Source organism: Spirochaetaceae bacterium (assembly GCA_009784515.1).
Taxonomy (GTDB): Bacteria; Spirochaetota; Spirochaetia; order WRBN01; family WRBN01; genus WRBN01.
Window position 1 is genome coordinate 16,498 of sequence record WRBN01000010.1, and the last position, 16,430, is coordinate 32,927.

Genomic DNA, 16,430 nt, shown 5'->3' on the forward strand with positions numbered 1-16,430 from the left:
CCTTTTTACTTACTCCTTATCTTCTTTGGTGGCTTCTTCATAATCTTTAATAATTTCCATATCTTCTTTCATTTTGGCATTGGCTTTTTCAATCTCCTGTAGATTGGTAATATGCTCTCGCTTTAAAAGGGCAATTTCATACCTAATCATTTTGGCCAGCAATCGCTCTAATTTATCATAAGGCATAACTTTATCACTATTATGATGCTTTACCTTATCTATTTGGATTTGTACGGTAGCCTTAATTTTACGCAGACGATTGGTACGGTAACGGCGCTTAATAATAACAACATAAAAGATAATAATAGAAAAGATTTTAGCAGCCTCGATAAGCACCCCCATAATATTGGTACCGTTACTCTCGGCATAAGTAAGCATAATAACGGCAATAGCATAAAAAAAGGCCGTAAAACGCACAAAATGTTTACCGGGTAAATACTGGCCTACCACAAAAGCCAGCGAAGTTACCAATACAAAAATGCTATAAAGCTTAAGTAAAGGTGTTTCGGCGTGGCTAAGGCTAATAACGGCAAAGACAAGGCCTACCACTAGCGAAATAATTAACACGGCAATACCGGCAATGTGATGTTTTTTATTATCCTTAGAAAAAACCCACCAAAAAGCCATACTTTGCGCAATACTAAAGGCCGCTACCAAAGTTAAAATAAATTGATTAAGCGCCCAAAACATACCGGTCCACCACACGCTACCTATGGTAAAAACCAATAAATACTTGCGCTTATCTTTAATCTGGTAAGACAGCCCGTCAAAGACCATTGTTAATAAGCCAAAGATTTGGCTTATAATAAACATACGCAGCGGCACAGTTAGCTCCATGCCTAAAAAGGTTTCCATAAAAATACTCCCGTTTTAAGAGTAGCTAATTTACGAAAAATTATCAATATGCTACATCAAAAAAATTAAGAACTAATAATTAAAAATTAAGAGCTACTATTTTTAATTATTAGTTCTTAATTATTAGCTACCGTTTCGTTAATTAAATCTTCCAGCTGCAAAGCCTCGTATAACTTTAAGCTCTCCTCAAAATGAGGGCGAATGATAGGGTGCTCGGGAGCAAAGAGGCTGCAACAATCGGTTTCGGCCTCTATCGAGGTAGTGTAGGTATTAATTTTTTTGGCTATAGCGATAATCTCATTTTTATCCATACCAATACAAGGCCGCAGCACAAGACCACCGGCCAGCGCATCGGTAAAGGTTAAGGCGGCAAGGGTTTGGCTGGCCACTTGCCCCAAACTTTCGCCGGTAATAAGGCCGGCTGCACCAAGTTGCCCGGCCAATTTTTGGCAAATTTGCATCATCGCTGCCCGGCTAAAAAGGGTGGTATAGCGGCTATCGCCTTTATTAATTGCCAGCTGGATAGGCGTAAAATTAATGGCATACAAAGGCAGCTTACCATTATTATAAACGGCCAGCTGTTCGGCTAACCGTTGCACCTTAGCTAAAGCCGCCGGACTGGTGTAAGGCGGGGTATGAAAGTGCACCGCCGTTAGGCTTAAGCCGCGCTTCATCATTAAATAGGCAGCTACCGGGCTATCTATCCCCCCCGAAAGCAACACGATACCCCGCCCGCTGCTGCCCACCGGCAAACCGGCGGCAGCCTGTACGGTATTTTTATCTACGCCATAAAGAAAAGCCAAATGACGCACCTCAACCACTATCGTATAACTAGGGGCTTTAACATCTACTTTTAAGCTAGGATACGCCGTTAAAATATCGCCGCCCAACTGCGCCGCCAGCTGATAACTGGTAAGGGCAAACCCTTTATCGGTGCGTCTGGCCTCTACTTTAAAGCCGGTGCCGCCGGGCAATTTAGCCGCTAAATTAAGCGCCGCTTGTCTAATGGACTCGTAATTTTTAGCGCAGCTTGTCGTTAAATGAAAGCCGGCCAAACCAAAGGTACTGCCTAACACCTGCTCTATCTTGGCGGTATCTTCATCACTTTCTAGGTAAAAACGGCCATCACGTATCTCTATACTGCATTCCAGTTGCTTTTTTAAGTTGGCTTTTAACTGCTGCTCAAACTGCCGTTTAGTGCCTTTTTTAAGGGCCAGCTCGCCAATGCGAAGTAAATAAAGCTGCTTCATGGCAGCAGTGTAGCATATTACGAGATAATAGGGAATAATTAATAACCGGTGTCTTCCAGTAATATATTAATTCTCAGACTACTTCAAAATTTGCAAAATAATTTCACCCTCAATATTTAATTAATTGTATTTTTATTACTAAATATTTAATTAACCGAAAGCATACTCTCCTTATAATACTTTCTCAAATAATATTTAAGTAAATAATATATTTCTTTACATAACAACAATATAGTTGACAAGCTATTATTAAGTGTGGTATAAAAGGTAAGCCATAGACTAATAAAAATTTTTTTCATGGTTCTGTATTTTTGATGGATTACTTCGGTAATTTTACTATGGTAATAAGTTTATACATCCTCTAAAAGATTGTAAACTTCTGAAGTAATCCATCTCTTATTTATTAAATATAAAGTAATTTTTTGCTTTTAAAAAAGGAGTGTTGTTCTTTTATTATGAGAAAAATAACGTTTATTTTTATACTTATCTTCGTCATTATGGCCGTATCTGCACAAAGCAGGCTAGCTGGAACCAATAACCAAAATACGCCCGTAGGGCCTGCGCAGTCAGAAATTATTATTGATGCCGGTAATTCAAGTAGAGATATTGCGGTGTGGATTAACGGCACAATTATTGCCCATATTAGCCCCGGTATGCAAGAACGAATAATTGTACCTAATGGCCAAAATAGAGTGGAAGTTGCCGACACAACATTTAACTCAAGAAATAATCAGTGGAGCATAGGCAACAGAAGGTCTGTTATGGTTAATTCTCAATCTAACAGGGTTACTATTGGATTAACCTTGCGTTACGGCGCTGTTATTAATGCCACTATAACCAACACTTCGGCCATCGGAGGCGGTATGCTGGCAACTCAACCGCCAGCAACTGTTCCGCCGCCGGTTACCAATGCGCCAACCTCAAACCAGCCTCCCATAGTCCACGCTGTTAATCAGGCTGCTAATGTGTTAGTAGCAAGAATACCCAATAATGTTACTATAGCTGTTTTAAGTGTGGGAGCTTTAAATAATAGAGAAATTGAGGAAGCTATGTTTGCTTACGACCGCATTACCTTTTTTTTGGTTAATGCCGGGCGTTTTAGAATTGTAGATAGAGGTAGCCTTGATAGCATTAGAAGTGAAATGCGCTTTCAACTTTCAGATGAAGTAAACGACAACACAGCCGTAAGAATAGGGGAAATGCTAGGCGCTCAAATTGTTATAGTTGGCCAAATTAGCGGTAGCGGTAGCTTACGAACTTTAACACTTAGAGCGCTAGATGTACAGTCGGCACAAATTATTGCTATGGCCTCAGAATTTTTTTAACTAATTTATAACACAAAAAATATACTTAAAAAGGAGAGAAAATAAGTATGAAAATTTTTAAAGTTTTAGCATTGTGTTTAGTAACGCTAATAGGTAGCCATGTCTTTGCTATGGATATGGCCGTTGGTGGAGGTATTTTATTTAACCAGTCAAGCACCAGCGGCAGTATAAGTGGCGATGGGATAGGGTTTCCCGGGGAAAGTGTTGATTGGCGAATGAGCCGTTCGGGCTTTGGGGCCTTTGGTTTTTTTGGTTTAGGCCAAAATTGGGAGTTTAACTTGGGCTTTTTATATAAAAACCCGGGCACCGTACGAGAAGAGTGGAGTGATGGCTATACAGATAGCTATGATGCCAGTGACTGGTTTGAGGCACCATTAGCCTTACAAATAGGCATTTACTACAAATACCCTATTGTGCTTAACGAACGTTTTGTTATTTTTCCCACTGCGGGCGTTGACTTTGAGTATACCATAGGTGGCAACGGTGAAAACGATTTTATAGACGAAACCGAATGGTGGCACGAACTATGGGTACGCGCTGGCGTGGGCCTTGATACCTTTATTACCGAAACGATGTTTATAAGAACCCACTTAATTTACGGTGTAGGCCCTGCTTTAGGTGGCAGTGATAGTTTAGGCGCAAGTTTTAGCCATGGTTTATTAGTTAAAATTGGTTTAGGGGTGATGTTTTAATAACATAACTTACAGGAGAGAGTGATGTTTATAAAAAAAATTTTAGTGCTGGCTTTAATCGCAGTAGTTATAACTGGTTGTGTTTCGACAGATTCGTCAGCTAGAACTTCCTCGGGAGACCCCATAAGCGATTTTGTTTCACAGTCGCGCAGAAATGCGCCTGAAGGAGCCATTATGGGCGTGGGCATTGCGCGTATTGGCACAGCCGGTCGCCAGCAAGCCATGACCATTTCGGAAACGCGAGGCCGAGCCGAAATTGCCCGCCAAGTTGAAGTTGTAGTTACCAACATGATAACCGACTTTGTGCAAAGCTCGGAGGCTAATCCGGCGGCAGCCCTTTCTTTTCAGGAAAGTGTTACCCGTACCCTTAGCCAACAAACCCAAAGGGGTGCACGCATATACGACCAGCGCACCTTTGGCGATGAAGTAGTTACCGTAGTTATTCTTTCGGTTGCTGACCTTAGGAGAGAGGTTGCCAGCGCTAGCCAATCGGCGGCGGCTTTAGCACCCCATATGGCTAATGCTCAATGGGCTTTAGAGCGTATGGACCAAGCTTTAGCCAACATTAATGCGCAACCGCCAGTTCTTAACTCTGGTAATTAAAAAAGTATTTTTTGTTAAAGCGCCTTTTTAATGAAAAGGCGCTTTTAAAATTTTTAACTAACAGGTGGCCTATATGAAGAAATTATTATTGCTATGTTTAATTATGGTTACTTTTAATATAAGCCCAAGGCCAAATAGTCATCGCACTTTACAACAGCAATATAATACCGGCCATTTTGTGTTAAATTTAACCAATAATAATTTTATTACCTTCATTGGTGCTTCTAGCCGTTTAATGAACCGCGCCGATGAAATAATTGCCGCCCAAAATGATGCCGCAAGGCGTGTTGCTCAATTTTATGAGATAAGTGGCCAAGTGGAACATTTTCATAGCCATGGTTCGGGATTGTTTGATTTTGATGATAATTTCTTTATAAATATTGATAATAACGAAGCCGATTACTCGCACTTTGTCAATTTACTCACTTTTAATGCTGAAACCAATGTTTTTCACTTTAACCGTGGCACAATTGTTTATTTTCAATATGACACCCAGCATGCCCCTATTAATTTTGCTTCAAGTGTTAATCGCAGTGGTCGCCCTTTTTGGGTAGAAAGAAGTAATTTTACCATTGAAGGCTATCGTATAGCCGTCGGTTTTGCCCGTAACCGCGAGTGGTTACGCGACACTATAACAAGGGCAAGCGAAGCAGCTATGGCTAAGTTACTTATGGAAGTTGCTACAGATATTGAAACTTCTGTTACAGAACTTAGTAACAATACTTTAAATTCTATAACCCTAAGAAGTTTTGGTACCTTACACGGCTTTAGAATTATTGAGCTTTGGATTGACCCGGCTAATGGGTCGGTTTATGTGTTAGCTATAGCTAAAATTAATTAAAAAATATTAAAAAACTATAAATATAAAATATTATTAAAGGAGTTTTTATGAAACGTTACTTAACTATAGGTTTTTTATTAGCCACTTTACCACTAATGGCACAGTCTTCCCAACCCAATTGGGTGAATAACCCTTACACGCGCGTAAGTAACCAAACTCACCTAGCGGCCGTGGGAGTGGGAAATTCGCGCACTGTTGCCGAACAAAATGCCTTAGCACGATTAGCAGCCACCTTTGGCCTAGACATACACGTTGATGACCAACTGATAGATACTTACCTTGAAGTTACCCAAAATGGCCGTACCAATTGGCTACAGCAAACCCAGTTGAGTAGCGATATTACCACCGCCGTGCGCATGAACAACCTTATTGGCACCGAAATACTGGAGTTTTGGCACGATGGGCGCGGCAATAACTACGCTCTAGCCGTAATGAACAAAATCAATGCCGAACGCACTTACTCTGAACTTATCAGAATAAACAACGAGGCCATTACTAACCTTACCAATATTCCTGCGTCCGAAAGAAATAGCCTAAGTACACTTTCACGTTTACAATTAGCTGCTGTTTTTGCCGATATGAACATAAGCTACGCCGCGGTACTTTCTGTGCTTGGCTCACCAGTACAAGAGTTACGTAGCGGTGATGACTTTAGACACGAAGCGGAGGAGATACGCAGACAAATTCCCATCAGAATAACTGTGCAAAATGATAGAGATGGCAATGTGTATAATGCATTTAACCGGACTCTTACCAATCTAGGCTTTAGAACAGGCGGCTTTAATACGCGTTATGTACTTAATGTAGAAATAAACTTAAGGTTAGAGGAAAGATTTTCAGAGCCCCTCAATATGCAGCTTACTTGGGCCACCAAAAACCTACGTGCCGAGTTAATAGACACTGCCACCGGCCAAGTTTTACTAGCTTACCACTTTAACAGTACCCGTGAAGCCCGTGCACGTGAATCGGATGCGGTAAGTGCAGTCTTTCGCCAAGCGGCAGAGGCTATCGATAAAGAGTATGCTGATATATTACTCGAGTACCTTACGCGTTTATTTTTAATGTAACAAAGGGTGACATAACAGCAACGAGATATTAACGGTTATAAATTTTATAATAGAAAAATGTTGCAATCATTTAGCACGCAAAAAAATATAGTAAAAACCGGCGACAAACCCGGTGCTTTATCAGCGTATGCGCTTGTTACCTCTAAATAGCACAACTTTAGGGGCCGAGATTAACGATAAATTGAACAGAAGCATTGCTTTAGAATTAGAAAGAAAATGAGGATAATTCCACTAATTAGCAACAATATTACCAATAAATAATCAAAATTACATTAAACTTACTGAAGATAAGCTCAGAATTTTATTGCTCCTAGTTAATGAAAAAAAAATTATGAGGAAATTTATTTAATATTAATAGGCAGCAAATTTTTATCGGTTAAAGTTTTAGGAAAAAACATCACAAATTCGGCGCCGTTACCGCCTCCGCGAGGTGGCGAGTATAACTTAATTTGCCCGTTATGGTTTTGCATAATCTTATAGGCCATCGCCAAACCTAAGCCACTGCCTTCGCCTTTGGTGGTAAAGTAGGGGGTAAAGATACTTTCCTGCAGCTCGCGGCCGATACCGCTGCCGCTATCCATTACACTAAGTACAACATAACTCTCTTCTTCGTTTATATTTAGCGTTAAAGTACCGCCGGCAGGCATAGCTTGGGCTGCATTAACAATTAAATTAATTAACAACTGCTTAACCGCATTTACATCCAACAATAATAAAGGTAAATTATTAGATACAATACAATTAACAGTTATATTTTCGGCCTTAAGTTTTTCGTCCATTAACTTTAGCGCCTCTGTTACAACCCTTTCCAACCGGCTTTGGCTTAACGTTAATTGCAAAGGTTTAGAGCCATCTAAATAATTAGTAGCAATATAGTTAAGTCGGTTTATTTCCTCATTAAAGATTTCTATGGTGTTGCCAAATTGCTCACGGCAGCAGCTTTCACCGGCAATTTTTTTATTGAATAGCTGCAAATGGATAGACAGCGCCCCCAACGGATTTTTAATTTCGTGGGCCACCAGCTGCGCCATCTTGCTAATGCTGGCCAAACTTTCCTGTCGCCGTAAATAGTTTTGCTGCTTTCTCTGTTCGGTTACATTATTAATTAAAACAACATTACCGTTTAAACGGCCGCTAATCGCCAATGGATAGCATTCAAGATTATAAAGCTGATTTAAATGACTAAAATCTTCACTGGTACCGGTGCCGTCATTAATCAGCATCATGCGGATAACTTCACTAAAAGGGTTAATCACCAGCTGCCAAACCGCCTTATTGGTACGTTTAGGCAGCTGCAAAAGCTGCCTAGCCAAAGTATTGGCAAAAATAAGCTCGTGTTTTTTACCTGTAGCCACGATAGCTTTAGGCTCGGCATTTAAAATGGCCTCCAGCAAGAGGTTATCTTGATTGACGGAATCCACTACTCCTCTTAAAGGCTCGGGAGTAAGCTTAGCAACTTTTTTAAAGATTTTTTGGCTGGTGCGCTGCATTTTTTAAAGGTGGCAAATTTTAGCTTTCTAAAAGCGATCCCGATACGATTCGAACGTACGACCCTCAGTTCCGCAAACTGATGCTCTATCCAGCTGAGCTACGGGATCAATTAAATTTTAACTTAAAACAGTTACACTGCTTTAAGTTTAGGCGGAGAGGGAGGGCACTGCATACTAGCATTTACTCTCAAAAACCACCCTATAGATACTTGTTAGCACCTGTGGCTATAATAAAGTATTTATAGAATTTTGTCAACAGGTGAACAGTTCACTTTTTTAAAAAAAATACCTAAGCGGCTATTTTCAAAAAAGTTTAGAGCGTATTAAATCACTTAATGTGCTAAATCCTAGTTCTTTTTGCCGTTCTTCTAATGCTTTGCGCTCATCTTGGCTTACCCTGACTTGTATAAAAAATCTAGGTTTTGGTGTTCGGCCTTTGGCTGGTTCTTTATTTTTCGAGCCTTCCGGTCTCCCAGCACCCTCACGCTTACCGCCGTGTTTACTTACTTTTTTTTCCATCTTATCACCATTATTAAAATTAACACACTAATTACTAAGTTGGCTACTAATAATATATCTAAAAACATAGTTGACTTTCTCCTTTTTATGGTTTATTATGGCAGTGGGAAGTTGCCCTCCCACCTTTGTACCTTAGCTACCGCTTACTTTTAAAGTAAACTATAATTAAGGTTAAAATATTTACCGCTACTAGTAATAGCGGTAAAACTTCTCTGAACTCTTCGTTCATCATTGCCCTACCCTCCTTATAAGATAAGTATAGCACTTTTGATTTATATTGTCAAGCACTTTTTTATCAAAAAGTGCGAAATTCTTAAGAAATTTTTAAGCCGCTATAAAGTAATAAAAAACCCTGCCATAAAAGCAGGGTTTAAATAGTTATTTTATTTACTATGCGCCGCTACAAAAGCCTGTAAATCTACTAAATAATTGTGTAATCTAACAGCGTCTTCCAAACTGAGCCATGCTCCTGCCTCACCATTAAATTCACACTCATGCCAAGTAATAGCGGGTGATATAGGCGGTGGTAATAATGGGCGGGTGCTGCTAATTATCGGGGTTGAACAGGCCATTAAGGTTGCTAACCACATTAGTAGTAGTGGTAGCAGCTTTGGCCTTGTTAGCTTCATTTTGTAACTCATTTGCGCGCTCCTGTTGTTGTTTGCTGGCCGTTTGTTTGGCCTGTAGTTGCTGCACATCTTTTTTGGCCTGCGTACCCTGCTGTAACTTTTTACCTAGTATAACCAGCGCAATGCCCACAATGGCCATTAGTGCAGCTTTAATCTTTTTTAGCATTTTCACCCTCTTTGCAGCTTTTAATAGCTACACCCACTTTAGATATATCCACCCCCACAAAAGCGGCAGCAACAAAGGTAGCAGCCATAATCACCTCGCTCATGGGTAAATCGATAATGCCCATCGCCTTTAGTATTAGCCCTAGTAGTACAGCCACTACAGCCATTACCTTGCAAGTTATATTAATGGTATTTGCTTTTAGCGCCATTTTTAACCTCCTACATTCATTAGGTAAAATCTATGCATATAGTTAATTAATAAATTAGCAGCCATGATAAAGCTGGCTACAGTTATAACAAGTTTTATAATATTGCTTGGTTTAAATTTATCTTTAAATCTATCTATGCGTATATGCAAATTAGATATAGCAGTTTCAATATTATTTATGCGGCTTTTAACATCGCCTTTGCTGGTGTCAGTAATCTGCAATTCTAATTTTTCAACTTTACCAATAATCCCATTACTTGTTTTTTGCGTATTATTAATAATATCTATGCCTAAAACTTGCTCTAGGTGCATAATTCTTAGTAATAAATCATCATACTTACATTTATCGCATAAGCTCATAGTTAATTAATTATCTTTCGTAGTAAATCAATACGATTAATACCAAGTAACTCTAAATTATAACTAGCCGGTTTTTGGTAGGGATTATACTCTTTGCCATTATTTAATAGTGTAAAGTGGCTAGCAAAATTTGTAGCATACCTAATGATGGCCGTATCATAGCCCGCCATATCCAATAATTGCTGAATATTATCATATTTAATTTCTATCCGACTTCGCCATCTGTATTTACTTTGCACAGCCTCTAAAATTCCATCATAACTATTAACAAAGGCTTTTAGCTGTTTATTCTCCGTTATATGGCCAAGCTCTACGCAACCTTTGTACATGGCGTTAATGGCAGCGTGGCTTAGGTTGGCAAAATCTTCACGGGTGGCTACCAAGCTTAGGAATAGGCAGCCATGCGTATAAATGCTAGGGTTATGTATTTTAAACCATTCGTCTGTTTGTTTTACCATTATGCAACTCCTTGCAAATTTTTCTAGCTACCATTATAATATTTTTTAATTTACTTGGCAAAATAAAAGTTTGCAAGCAACGGCATGATAATGGCTACTTACCAGTTACTTAGTTTTTGCTCTTAAACAAAAACCGCCCAAAGAGGGCGGCTAAACTTAAGCCAGCCTCTTTAGCTAAAAAGCCAATTCAGCGGCCTTTCTTTTGGGTAAGGCCTTAGGCTTTTTAAGCCGTTCATGGGCAAACAAAAAGCTATCGGTAAACTCGTGGTTCTTTAAGGCCTGCTCATAGCAAAGCATAGCCAGTTCGTGGTAAACATTAAGCTGTTTATTTGGCGGTAAGCTTACCATACCCATAAGTAACTCTATAAAAAACTCACTGTTAAACTGGTCATCACTGCTCACAGCACGGCTAATGCCTAAATAATCAAGTGGTATAGTAGTACCATTAACCTGCTTTCTTGCCCTGTTTAAGGCAAAGCTAACCAAAGCGTGCATATCTAGCTTTTTAGCCGCCTCATAGCCGTTTATGGCTTTTTTATCGGCTAGCTGTTTTTTGCACTCTATAAAGTAAAGCCGTGCTTGCTTGCCCTTTTCGCTGTTGGCCAGCATACACAGTTGCTTAGCACAATCGATGGTGAGGAGATATTCTTTTGAAGGGCGACCGCCTGTACTTTTTCTTAAATTTAAGAAAAAGTCAAAATTTTCAATAAACCCATAAGGTTTAAATACTTGATTTATCCAATCAGGAAATTTAGTTGCTACCTCCAGCCTCGTGTAGCTCTCTTGCGTCTACTTTATTGCCTGTAATTTTAATAATATTATTCATGTTTTTACTCCTTTTTTAGCTTTATTATCCTATTTGTCTATATTATGCCTTATTTTCAATATTATCAATATAGACAATAAGGTTTTTTTATGATAATATAGCCATATATGAGAGAAGAAAGTATTGAAAAACATTATTCACCCGAAGAGGTATCGCAGTTGCTTGGCGGTAAGCCATCAGGCAAAACAATTATTCGTATGATAGATAGTGGTAAAATAGAGGCTACGGATACTAATAGTAATACTAATGGCAAAAGACGTAGATATGTCATGTCTGCCGAAGCTGTGCGTAAAGCTTTTCCATACTTTAAGGGATAATATAGAGGTAAAAACAAATAAAATATGAAGAAATTAATATTAATTATTTATGTTATTGCATTAAATAGTTGTGGTATTTTGATGTATAGTACTCATTCGCCACAAGCTTTAGAAAGACAAGCCCAAATTGAACGCGAAAGGCAAGCCGAAATAGATAGGCAGGCAGAGCAAAGAATAATTGAAGCTGAAAGAAGACAGAGTGAACAACAACGGCAAGCTGAAGAGCGTAGGATTGATGAAGAGATAAGACGTACAGAGGCTTTGGTGATAATTGCTGAATGGCAGAGAATAGTACGTGAAGATATGCCTAACTTAATTAGACAAATACCTTTAAGTATTGCTGAACTAAATTTAATTAGCAATGAGATAGAAGTTATTTGGCAGGCGGCTAGTAATCAAACTGCAAGAGCAAGATTGAGCAGAGAAGATAAAGAGAATGCTAGGAGACAACTTAATACTTTAGAAACACGTATTGGAGTAGTTCAACAATTAGGTAACGTGCCTATAATAGAAATTGACATAGCCGAACGTTTAGAAAGATCACAAGGTTTTAGTGGAAATGTAGATATCGGCAATGGTAGACACTATTGGTTTAGTAATGAAGAATGGGAAGAAATAGAATGGCGTAAATTAAGTGAAGTAAGAAATATAGCTAGACATTTGAGAGATAGAATAAACCAAACAAGATGGTTGTATATTTAGAAAATAACTTCTAACTGTGTAGTAAATAGCTGCCTTAAAGACGAAGAAATTAAATTAGAGTTAGAAAAGCTTGCCGATAAGGGTAAATAGGCGTATAATGAAAGAGTTAATAAAAAGTGATACCTTTATAAAATGGTTTGATAAATTAAAAGATGTTAAAGGTAAAATTATTATAGATAAACATATAACCTATTTACAAGATGGTTATGCTAAAGATAATAAAGCCATAGTAAACGGCAATGGTATTTACGAACTACGTATCTTTTATAACGGTTATAGAGTATACTATAAAGAGGTTAATAACCAAATACTACTACTTTTATGTGGTGGTAACAAGGATAGCCAAACACGTGATATAGAAAAAGCCAAAGATTTGCTTAAAGGTTACGAGGGGTACTAAAATGGAAAAAGAAAACTTTACTAAATGGGATATGGCCGATAATTTTAAGACTAAAGAAGATGTAATAAACTACATAAAGGTAGCTATAGAAGACAATGATTTATATTTTTTGTTTAAAATATTTGAAGCTATAAGCCGCAGTAAATTTGCTAGTGATTTTAACTTAAATAATAATAAACCTAGCTTAGAGCCTTTACTTAATACATTAGGTTTTAGTTTAAAATTAGAAAAAATTAACGACTTACAAATGGCATAAGCCCATCACCAAAGAGGCTGTTTATAGTACGGAAGCCTTTGAAGCCATAAAAGATGTAGCGGGCAAAGGCCGCCCAGCCAAAGTAAATATAAAAGAAGAGTAACTATGAAAAGGATAAAACGTACTAGTAATTTTGTAATGTGGCTTAAAAAGTTAAAAGACTTAAACGGGCAAGCTATTATTGAAAAACGCATAAAACGTTTAGAATTAGGCGATTTTGGCGATAGTAAAGCTATAACTAATGGTAACGGCATACAAGAATTGCGTATACATTATGGTGGTTATAGAGTATACTATATAGAAAGAGAAGAAGAGATTATTATTCTCTTAGTGGGTGGTGATAAAGATAGCCAAACAAGAGATATAGAGCAAGCTAAAAGGTTAGCTAAAAACTATTAAGGAGTAACTAAATGAAAGAAATAACACCTGAATACGAACAAGAGCTTAATGAAGTAGGTTTAACCAAAGAAGATTTAGAGCTAAAAGATTGGGATATAGCTGAAATATTAGATACCAAAGAGCAAGCTTTAGCTCATATAGATGTAGCATTAGAAGATAACGATATAGCTTTTTTATATGATGTGTTAGAAGCTTTGCCCCGCAGTAAAGCAGCTAAATATTTTGGGTTAGATAATAACACACAATTAACTATTCCCTTTATATTACAGCTATTTAATAACTTGGGGCTTGGGTTAGCACCTAAAAGTAAAAGCTTACAAATGGCATAAAGGCCCTTACCTGCTAGGTAATTTTTACTTATAATACATTTATGTCTTGACAATGTAGTTTTTGTGGGTTAAAATATTTTTATTAATTATCTAGGAGAGTGATTTATGAGTTTTAATAAAGGGTTTACTTGGGGATTAGGCCGTAATGCAGCTAACGACTTATGGTATGGAGCCGAGCGTAGACAAGCTAAGCTTGAAAAAGCTAAAACTAATGACCAAAAAATAAGGGAACGCCAGCTTGTATTTGATAATGCGGTGGCCGATTTGCAGGAAAACTATGCTACCGAGTATGCGGTGCATAAATTAGTAGTAAAGCAAGTAATGCACTTATTTTTAAGGCAAGAAAAGATAGATAACGAGTACACTAGCCAAAAGGCTGCTCAAGAAGCTGCTAAGTATATAAAACGTGAGCTAAAACCGCAAATTTTTTCTAGCATATTGTTAAACTTTACTGCAACAGAGCTTAAGGCAAAACCATCTTTTATTCCACCAATTATTAGATTTATATTTATAAGTTTTTTAGGCTTAATGGCTGCTGACTTATCTTTTATCCAATGGCCTCCGCTAGCTGCTATTATAGTAGTATATGCCTTACTTTCCTCTATCCGTAAATTTTACTCTAAAAGGGTTACCCGTGTAATGTGGCTTAAAATGATAGGATTGTCTAAAGAAGATATAATATTATTTGATAAACTGCCGCGTAGCGAAAAGAAAAGCATTGAGGTTGATAAAGCCGGCAGGCCAATATTTAATAGATAATAACTAAAATTTAAACTATTAACTCACGTACTTTACTTATATATTCTGGGCTTTGCAGCAGCATGGCATTAATAGCCTCTTCTCTTAGCTTAATCAGCTCTTCTTCTACCCGTTGTTTTTCTTGCGCTTCTTCATCGGTTACCCAGCAATTTTCTTGGTTATCCCACTTAGCAAAGGGGATACCTTTGGGGCTAAGCAAAGTTTCATCACTGCTTGGCGCATCGCCTAGTTCTAAAATTTTACGGTATTTTAAAGTATACTTATGGTATACTTCTTTGCCGCGCAGCGACCGCCATATTACCTTAATATCTTTTTTTTGCTGAGGCATAACTACCTTATCGACCTACTTTTTGAAAAAGTGAACAAAGGTGGTGAACAAGGTAGCTATTTGATTTGTAAATCTTTTAATTAAAAAAACTTACAAATTGTGTTAGGCGGAGAGGGAGGGATTCGAACCCTCGGCACCCTTGTGAGGTGCAACTCCTTAGCAGGGAGACCGATTCGGCCACTCTCGCACCTCTCCGTTATTATAAACCGAGCGGAGAAGGTGGGATTCGAACCCACGGAAGCTCTCACCTCGACGGTTTTCAAGACCGCTTCCTTAAACCACTCGGACACTTCTCCAGCAGAAGTTATGGTAGTTTACACAACTTTACCGCTTATGTCAAGAGCTTTTTAATTAAGAACAGTAAAAATGTCTTTTTAATTTTTAATTACCCACCGCCCTTGACTTTGCCTTAAGCAAACTGCTAAAATATTATTATGGTTACAAACAATCCTATTTATTCATCTAAAGCTACTATATTTTTAATAATTTTATATTTAGCCGTCTATTTGGCTAATAGCTTAGCTTTAAATATAACTTCTTTATTTAATTTTAACATCTTTGCTATTTTTAACGGCCAGTGGTGGCGGCTTTTTACTTATCCTTTTTTTGACCCACTCTTTGTTTTTTCGCTCTTAGGCTTACTTTTCTTTGGCTCTATCCTCGAACGTTTACTTGGCCCTGCACAGCTGCTTTTAATCTTCTTTAGCATAGCAGCCATTAACGGCTTAGCAGCTATAGCTTTATACGCTATAGGCTTTATAGCCCCTATCTTTGCTTTAAGCCTTTTTCACGCTTATTATATTATGCTGGCTGCCGTTATCTTTGCTCCGCAATTTACTATAAGTTTAATGGGGATAACTCAAGTTAACATTCGTTTAATTGTTATCTTTTTTTGCATTTACCTTATTATTACAATGCGTTTATTTTTAGCCCCGCTGCTTTTAGCGTATTTAGCTTTATCGTCGCTTATTATTATGCTGCTCTTAGGTTTACTTTACCGCTTTAATCCCTTTAAACGGCTCATCAGCCGCAATTAAGAAGTAAAAATTAAAAAAGCCTCCGTAAGGAGGCTTTTAAAAGTTAATAACTTGTAACTAAAATTAGTTAAGCAAGCTAAGAACACCTTGAGTACGCGTGTTAGCTTGTGCCAGCATAGCAATACCGCTCTGCATAAGAATGTTGTCGCGGGTAAGCTCAACGGCACCGGCTGCCATGTCTTGGTCTCTAATTTGGCTTTCGCTAAATTGTAGGTTTTGGGCGGCATTCATTTGGGCATTTACAAGCATTTCCATACGGTTTTGGAAAGCGCCTAAATCGGCGCGTTGCCTGTTAATTAAATCCAAAGCGCCGTCAAGGGTCCCAATGGCTTGGTTAGCGGCATCGGTGCTATCGTATACTAAACCTTCAATTTGTAAAGCGGCTGCACTCATATCGCGCACATCAACGCTAATGCGTTGGTCCATGTTAGCGCCAATGTGGCCTACTAAAGAAGCTCCACCATTAGCGCCATCGATGCTACCGTCAAGGATTTGCATGCCGTTAAATTGTGATTGCTCGGCAATGCGGTTTACTTCCTGAATTAACTGGCTAATTTCGGCCTGAATGTTTACACGGTCGCTGTCGCTGTAAATACCGTTAGCGGCTTGCACAGC

Annotated in this window: 25 protein-coding genes and 3 tRNA genes; 13 read left to right on the plus strand and 15 right to left on the minus strand. The window is 38.4% G+C overall.

The features are described 5' to 3' along the window. Positions 1-9: 9 nt before the first annotated feature. Both FWE37_02155 and thiI read right to left on the minus strand, forming a co-directional pair. Positions 10-855, minus strand: a complete 846-nt coding sequence (locus tag FWE37_02155; GenBank protein ID MCL2519797.1) for a YgjV family protein — start codon at positions 853-855, stop codon at positions 10-12. 116 nt (positions 856-971) lie between these two features. Continuing rightward, complete coding sequence (thiI, locus tag FWE37_02160; GenBank protein ID MCL2519798.1) at positions 972-2,105, minus strand: tRNA 4-thiouridine(8) synthase ThiI; 1,134 nt, start codon at positions 2,103-2,105, stop codon at positions 972-974. 455 nt (positions 2,106-2,560) lie between these two features. Between thiI and FWE37_02165 the strand changes: the two genes are divergently transcribed. The 5 genes from FWE37_02165 (at position 2,561) to FWE37_02185 (ending at position 6,633) form a co-directional block, all read left to right on the plus strand. Continuing rightward, positions 2,561-3,430, plus strand: a complete 870-nt coding sequence (locus FWE37_02165; GenBank protein MCL2519799.1) for a penicillin-binding protein activator LpoB — start codon at positions 2,561-2,563, stop codon at positions 3,428-3,430. A 47-nt stretch (positions 3,431-3,477) separates the two neighbouring features. Further along, a complete protein-coding gene (locus tag FWE37_02170) occupies positions 3,478-4,122 on the plus strand; it encodes a hypothetical protein (protein ID MCL2519800.1) in 645 nt (214 codons plus the stop codon). Positions 4,123-4,146: 24 nt separating this feature from the next. After that, positions 4,147-4,725: a hypothetical protein gene (locus FWE37_02175; protein MCL2519801.1), complete on the plus strand. Its 579-nt coding sequence runs from the start codon at positions 4,147-4,149 to the stop codon at positions 4,723-4,725. A 73-nt stretch (positions 4,726-4,798) separates the two neighbouring features. Next, positions 4,799-5,566 carry a hypothetical protein gene (locus FWE37_02180; GenBank protein ID MCL2519802.1) on the plus strand — a complete coding sequence of 256 codons (768 nt, stop codon included), beginning with the start codon at positions 4,799-4,801 and terminating at the stop codon, positions 5,564-5,566. A gap of 47 nt (positions 5,567-5,613) precedes the next feature. Next, the gene (locus FWE37_02185) at positions 5,614-6,633 is read left to right on the plus strand and encodes an LPP20 family lipoprotein (protein ID MCL2519803.1); all 1,020 of its coding nucleotides are present in this window, start codon (positions 5,614-5,616) and stop codon (positions 6,631-6,633) included. A gap of 341 nt (positions 6,634-6,974) precedes the next feature. Here the strand turns inward: FWE37_02185 and FWE37_02190 are convergent, their stop codons facing one another. The 9 genes from FWE37_02190 to FWE37_02230 form a co-directional block, all read right to left on the minus strand. Next, positions 6,975-8,123, minus strand: a complete 1,149-nt coding sequence (locus tag FWE37_02190) for an ATP-binding protein (protein MCL2519804.1) — start codon at positions 8,121-8,123, stop codon at positions 6,975-6,977. Positions 8,124-8,157: 34 nt separating this feature from the next. Beyond that, positions 8,158-8,231, minus strand: a tRNA-Arg gene (locus FWE37_02195). 195 nt (positions 8,232-8,426) lie between these two features. After that, positions 8,427-8,642 carry a hypothetical protein gene (locus tag FWE37_02200; protein MCL2519805.1) on the minus strand — a complete coding sequence of 72 codons (216 nt, stop codon included), beginning with the start codon at positions 8,640-8,642 and terminating at the stop codon, positions 8,427-8,429. A 383-nt stretch (positions 8,643-9,025) separates the two neighbouring features. Beyond that, entirely contained in the window at positions 9,026-9,214 is a 189-nt protein-coding gene (locus FWE37_02205) for a hypothetical protein (protein ID MCL2519806.1), read from the minus strand. Further along, positions 9,189-9,437 carry a hypothetical protein gene (locus tag FWE37_02210; GenBank protein MCL2519807.1) on the minus strand — a complete coding sequence of 83 codons (249 nt, stop codon included), beginning with the start codon at positions 9,435-9,437 and terminating at the stop codon, positions 9,189-9,191. The genes FWE37_02205 and FWE37_02210 overlap by 26 nt, the downstream gene beginning before the upstream one ends. Continuing rightward, positions 9,421-9,645, minus strand: coding sequence for a hypothetical protein (locus tag FWE37_02215; GenBank protein ID MCL2519808.1), 225 nt, complete (start codon positions 9,643-9,645; stop codon positions 9,421-9,423). Before FWE37_02215 ends, FWE37_02210 begins: the two co-directional genes overlap by 17 nt. 2 nt (positions 9,646-9,647) lie before the next feature. After that, on the minus strand, positions 9,648-10,004 hold the full coding sequence (locus FWE37_02220; GenBank protein MCL2519809.1) for a hypothetical protein: 357 nt from the start codon (positions 10,002-10,004) through the stop codon (positions 9,648-9,650). 2 nt (positions 10,005-10,006) lie between these two features. After that, entirely contained in the window at positions 10,007-10,462 is a 456-nt protein-coding gene (locus tag FWE37_02225; protein ID MCL2519810.1) for a hypothetical protein, read from the minus strand. A gap of 174 nt (positions 10,463-10,636) precedes the next feature. Then, the gene (locus FWE37_02230; GenBank protein ID MCL2519811.1) at positions 10,637-11,071 is read right to left on the minus strand and encodes a hypothetical protein; all 435 of its coding nucleotides are present in this window, start codon (positions 11,069-11,071) and stop codon (positions 10,637-10,639) included. A 324-nt stretch (positions 11,072-11,395) separates the two neighbouring features. On the opposite strand from FWE37_02230, the gene FWE37_02235 reads away from it, so the two are divergent. The 7 genes from FWE37_02235 to FWE37_02265 all read left to right on the plus strand — a co-directional run bounded on the left by FWE37_02235 (position 11,396) and on the right by FWE37_02265 (position 14,450). Continuing rightward, positions 11,396-11,605 carry a hypothetical protein gene (locus tag FWE37_02235; GenBank protein ID MCL2519812.1) on the plus strand — a complete coding sequence of 70 codons (210 nt, stop codon included), beginning with the start codon at positions 11,396-11,398 and terminating at the stop codon, positions 11,603-11,605. 24 nt (positions 11,606-11,629) lie between these two features. Continuing rightward, positions 11,630-12,307 (plus strand): hypothetical protein, encoded by a 678-nt coding sequence (locus FWE37_02240; protein ID MCL2519813.1) that lies wholly within the window; start codon positions 11,630-11,632, stop codon positions 12,305-12,307. Between the two features lie 97 nt (positions 12,308-12,404). Further along, the gene (locus FWE37_02245; GenBank protein ID MCL2519814.1) at positions 12,405-12,707 is read left to right on the plus strand and encodes a type II toxin-antitoxin system RelE/ParE family toxin; all 303 of its coding nucleotides are present in this window, start codon (positions 12,405-12,407) and stop codon (positions 12,705-12,707) included. Position 12,708: 1 nt separating this feature from the next. Beyond that, entirely contained in the window at positions 12,709-12,963 is a 255-nt protein-coding gene (locus FWE37_02250; protein ID MCL2519815.1) for a hypothetical protein, read from the plus strand. 105 nt (positions 12,964-13,068) lie between these two features. Beyond that, complete coding sequence (locus FWE37_02255) at positions 13,069-13,362, plus strand: type II toxin-antitoxin system RelE/ParE family toxin (GenBank protein MCL2519816.1); 294 nt, start codon at positions 13,069-13,071, stop codon at positions 13,360-13,362. Between the two features lie 11 nt (positions 13,363-13,373). Further along, positions 13,374-13,691, plus strand: coding sequence for a hypothetical protein (locus FWE37_02260; GenBank protein MCL2519817.1), 318 nt, complete (start codon positions 13,374-13,376; stop codon positions 13,689-13,691). 105 nt (positions 13,692-13,796) lie between these two features. Then, positions 13,797-14,450: a hypothetical protein gene (locus FWE37_02265; GenBank protein MCL2519818.1), complete on the plus strand. Its 654-nt coding sequence runs from the start codon at positions 13,797-13,799 to the stop codon at positions 14,448-14,450. 10 nt (positions 14,451-14,460) lie between these two features. Here FWE37_02265 and FWE37_02270 read toward each other — a convergent pair whose 3' ends face one another. The 3 genes from FWE37_02270 to FWE37_02280 form a co-directional block, all read right to left on the minus strand. After that, on the minus strand, positions 14,461-14,778 hold the full coding sequence (locus FWE37_02270) for a hypothetical protein (protein ID MCL2519819.1): 318 nt from the start codon (positions 14,776-14,778) through the stop codon (positions 14,461-14,463). Positions 14,779-14,885: 107 nt separating this feature from the next. Further along, positions 14,886-14,973: transfer RNA gene (locus FWE37_02275), tRNA-Ser, on the minus strand. A 16-nt stretch (positions 14,974-14,989) separates the two neighbouring features. Continuing rightward, positions 14,990-15,074: transfer RNA gene (locus tag FWE37_02280), tRNA-Ser, on the minus strand. Between the two features lie 138 nt (positions 15,075-15,212). On the opposite strand from FWE37_02280, the gene FWE37_02285 reads away from it, so the two are divergent. Further along, on the plus strand, positions 15,213-15,815 hold the full coding sequence (locus FWE37_02285) for a hypothetical protein (GenBank protein ID MCL2519820.1): 603 nt from the start codon (positions 15,213-15,215) through the stop codon (positions 15,813-15,815). A 63-nt stretch (positions 15,816-15,878) separates the two neighbouring features. On the opposite strand, the gene FWE37_02290 is transcribed toward FWE37_02285, so the two are convergent. After that, a partial coding sequence (locus FWE37_02290) for a flagellin (protein MCL2519821.1) occupies positions 15,879-16,430 on the minus strand: 552 nt, incomplete at its 5' end.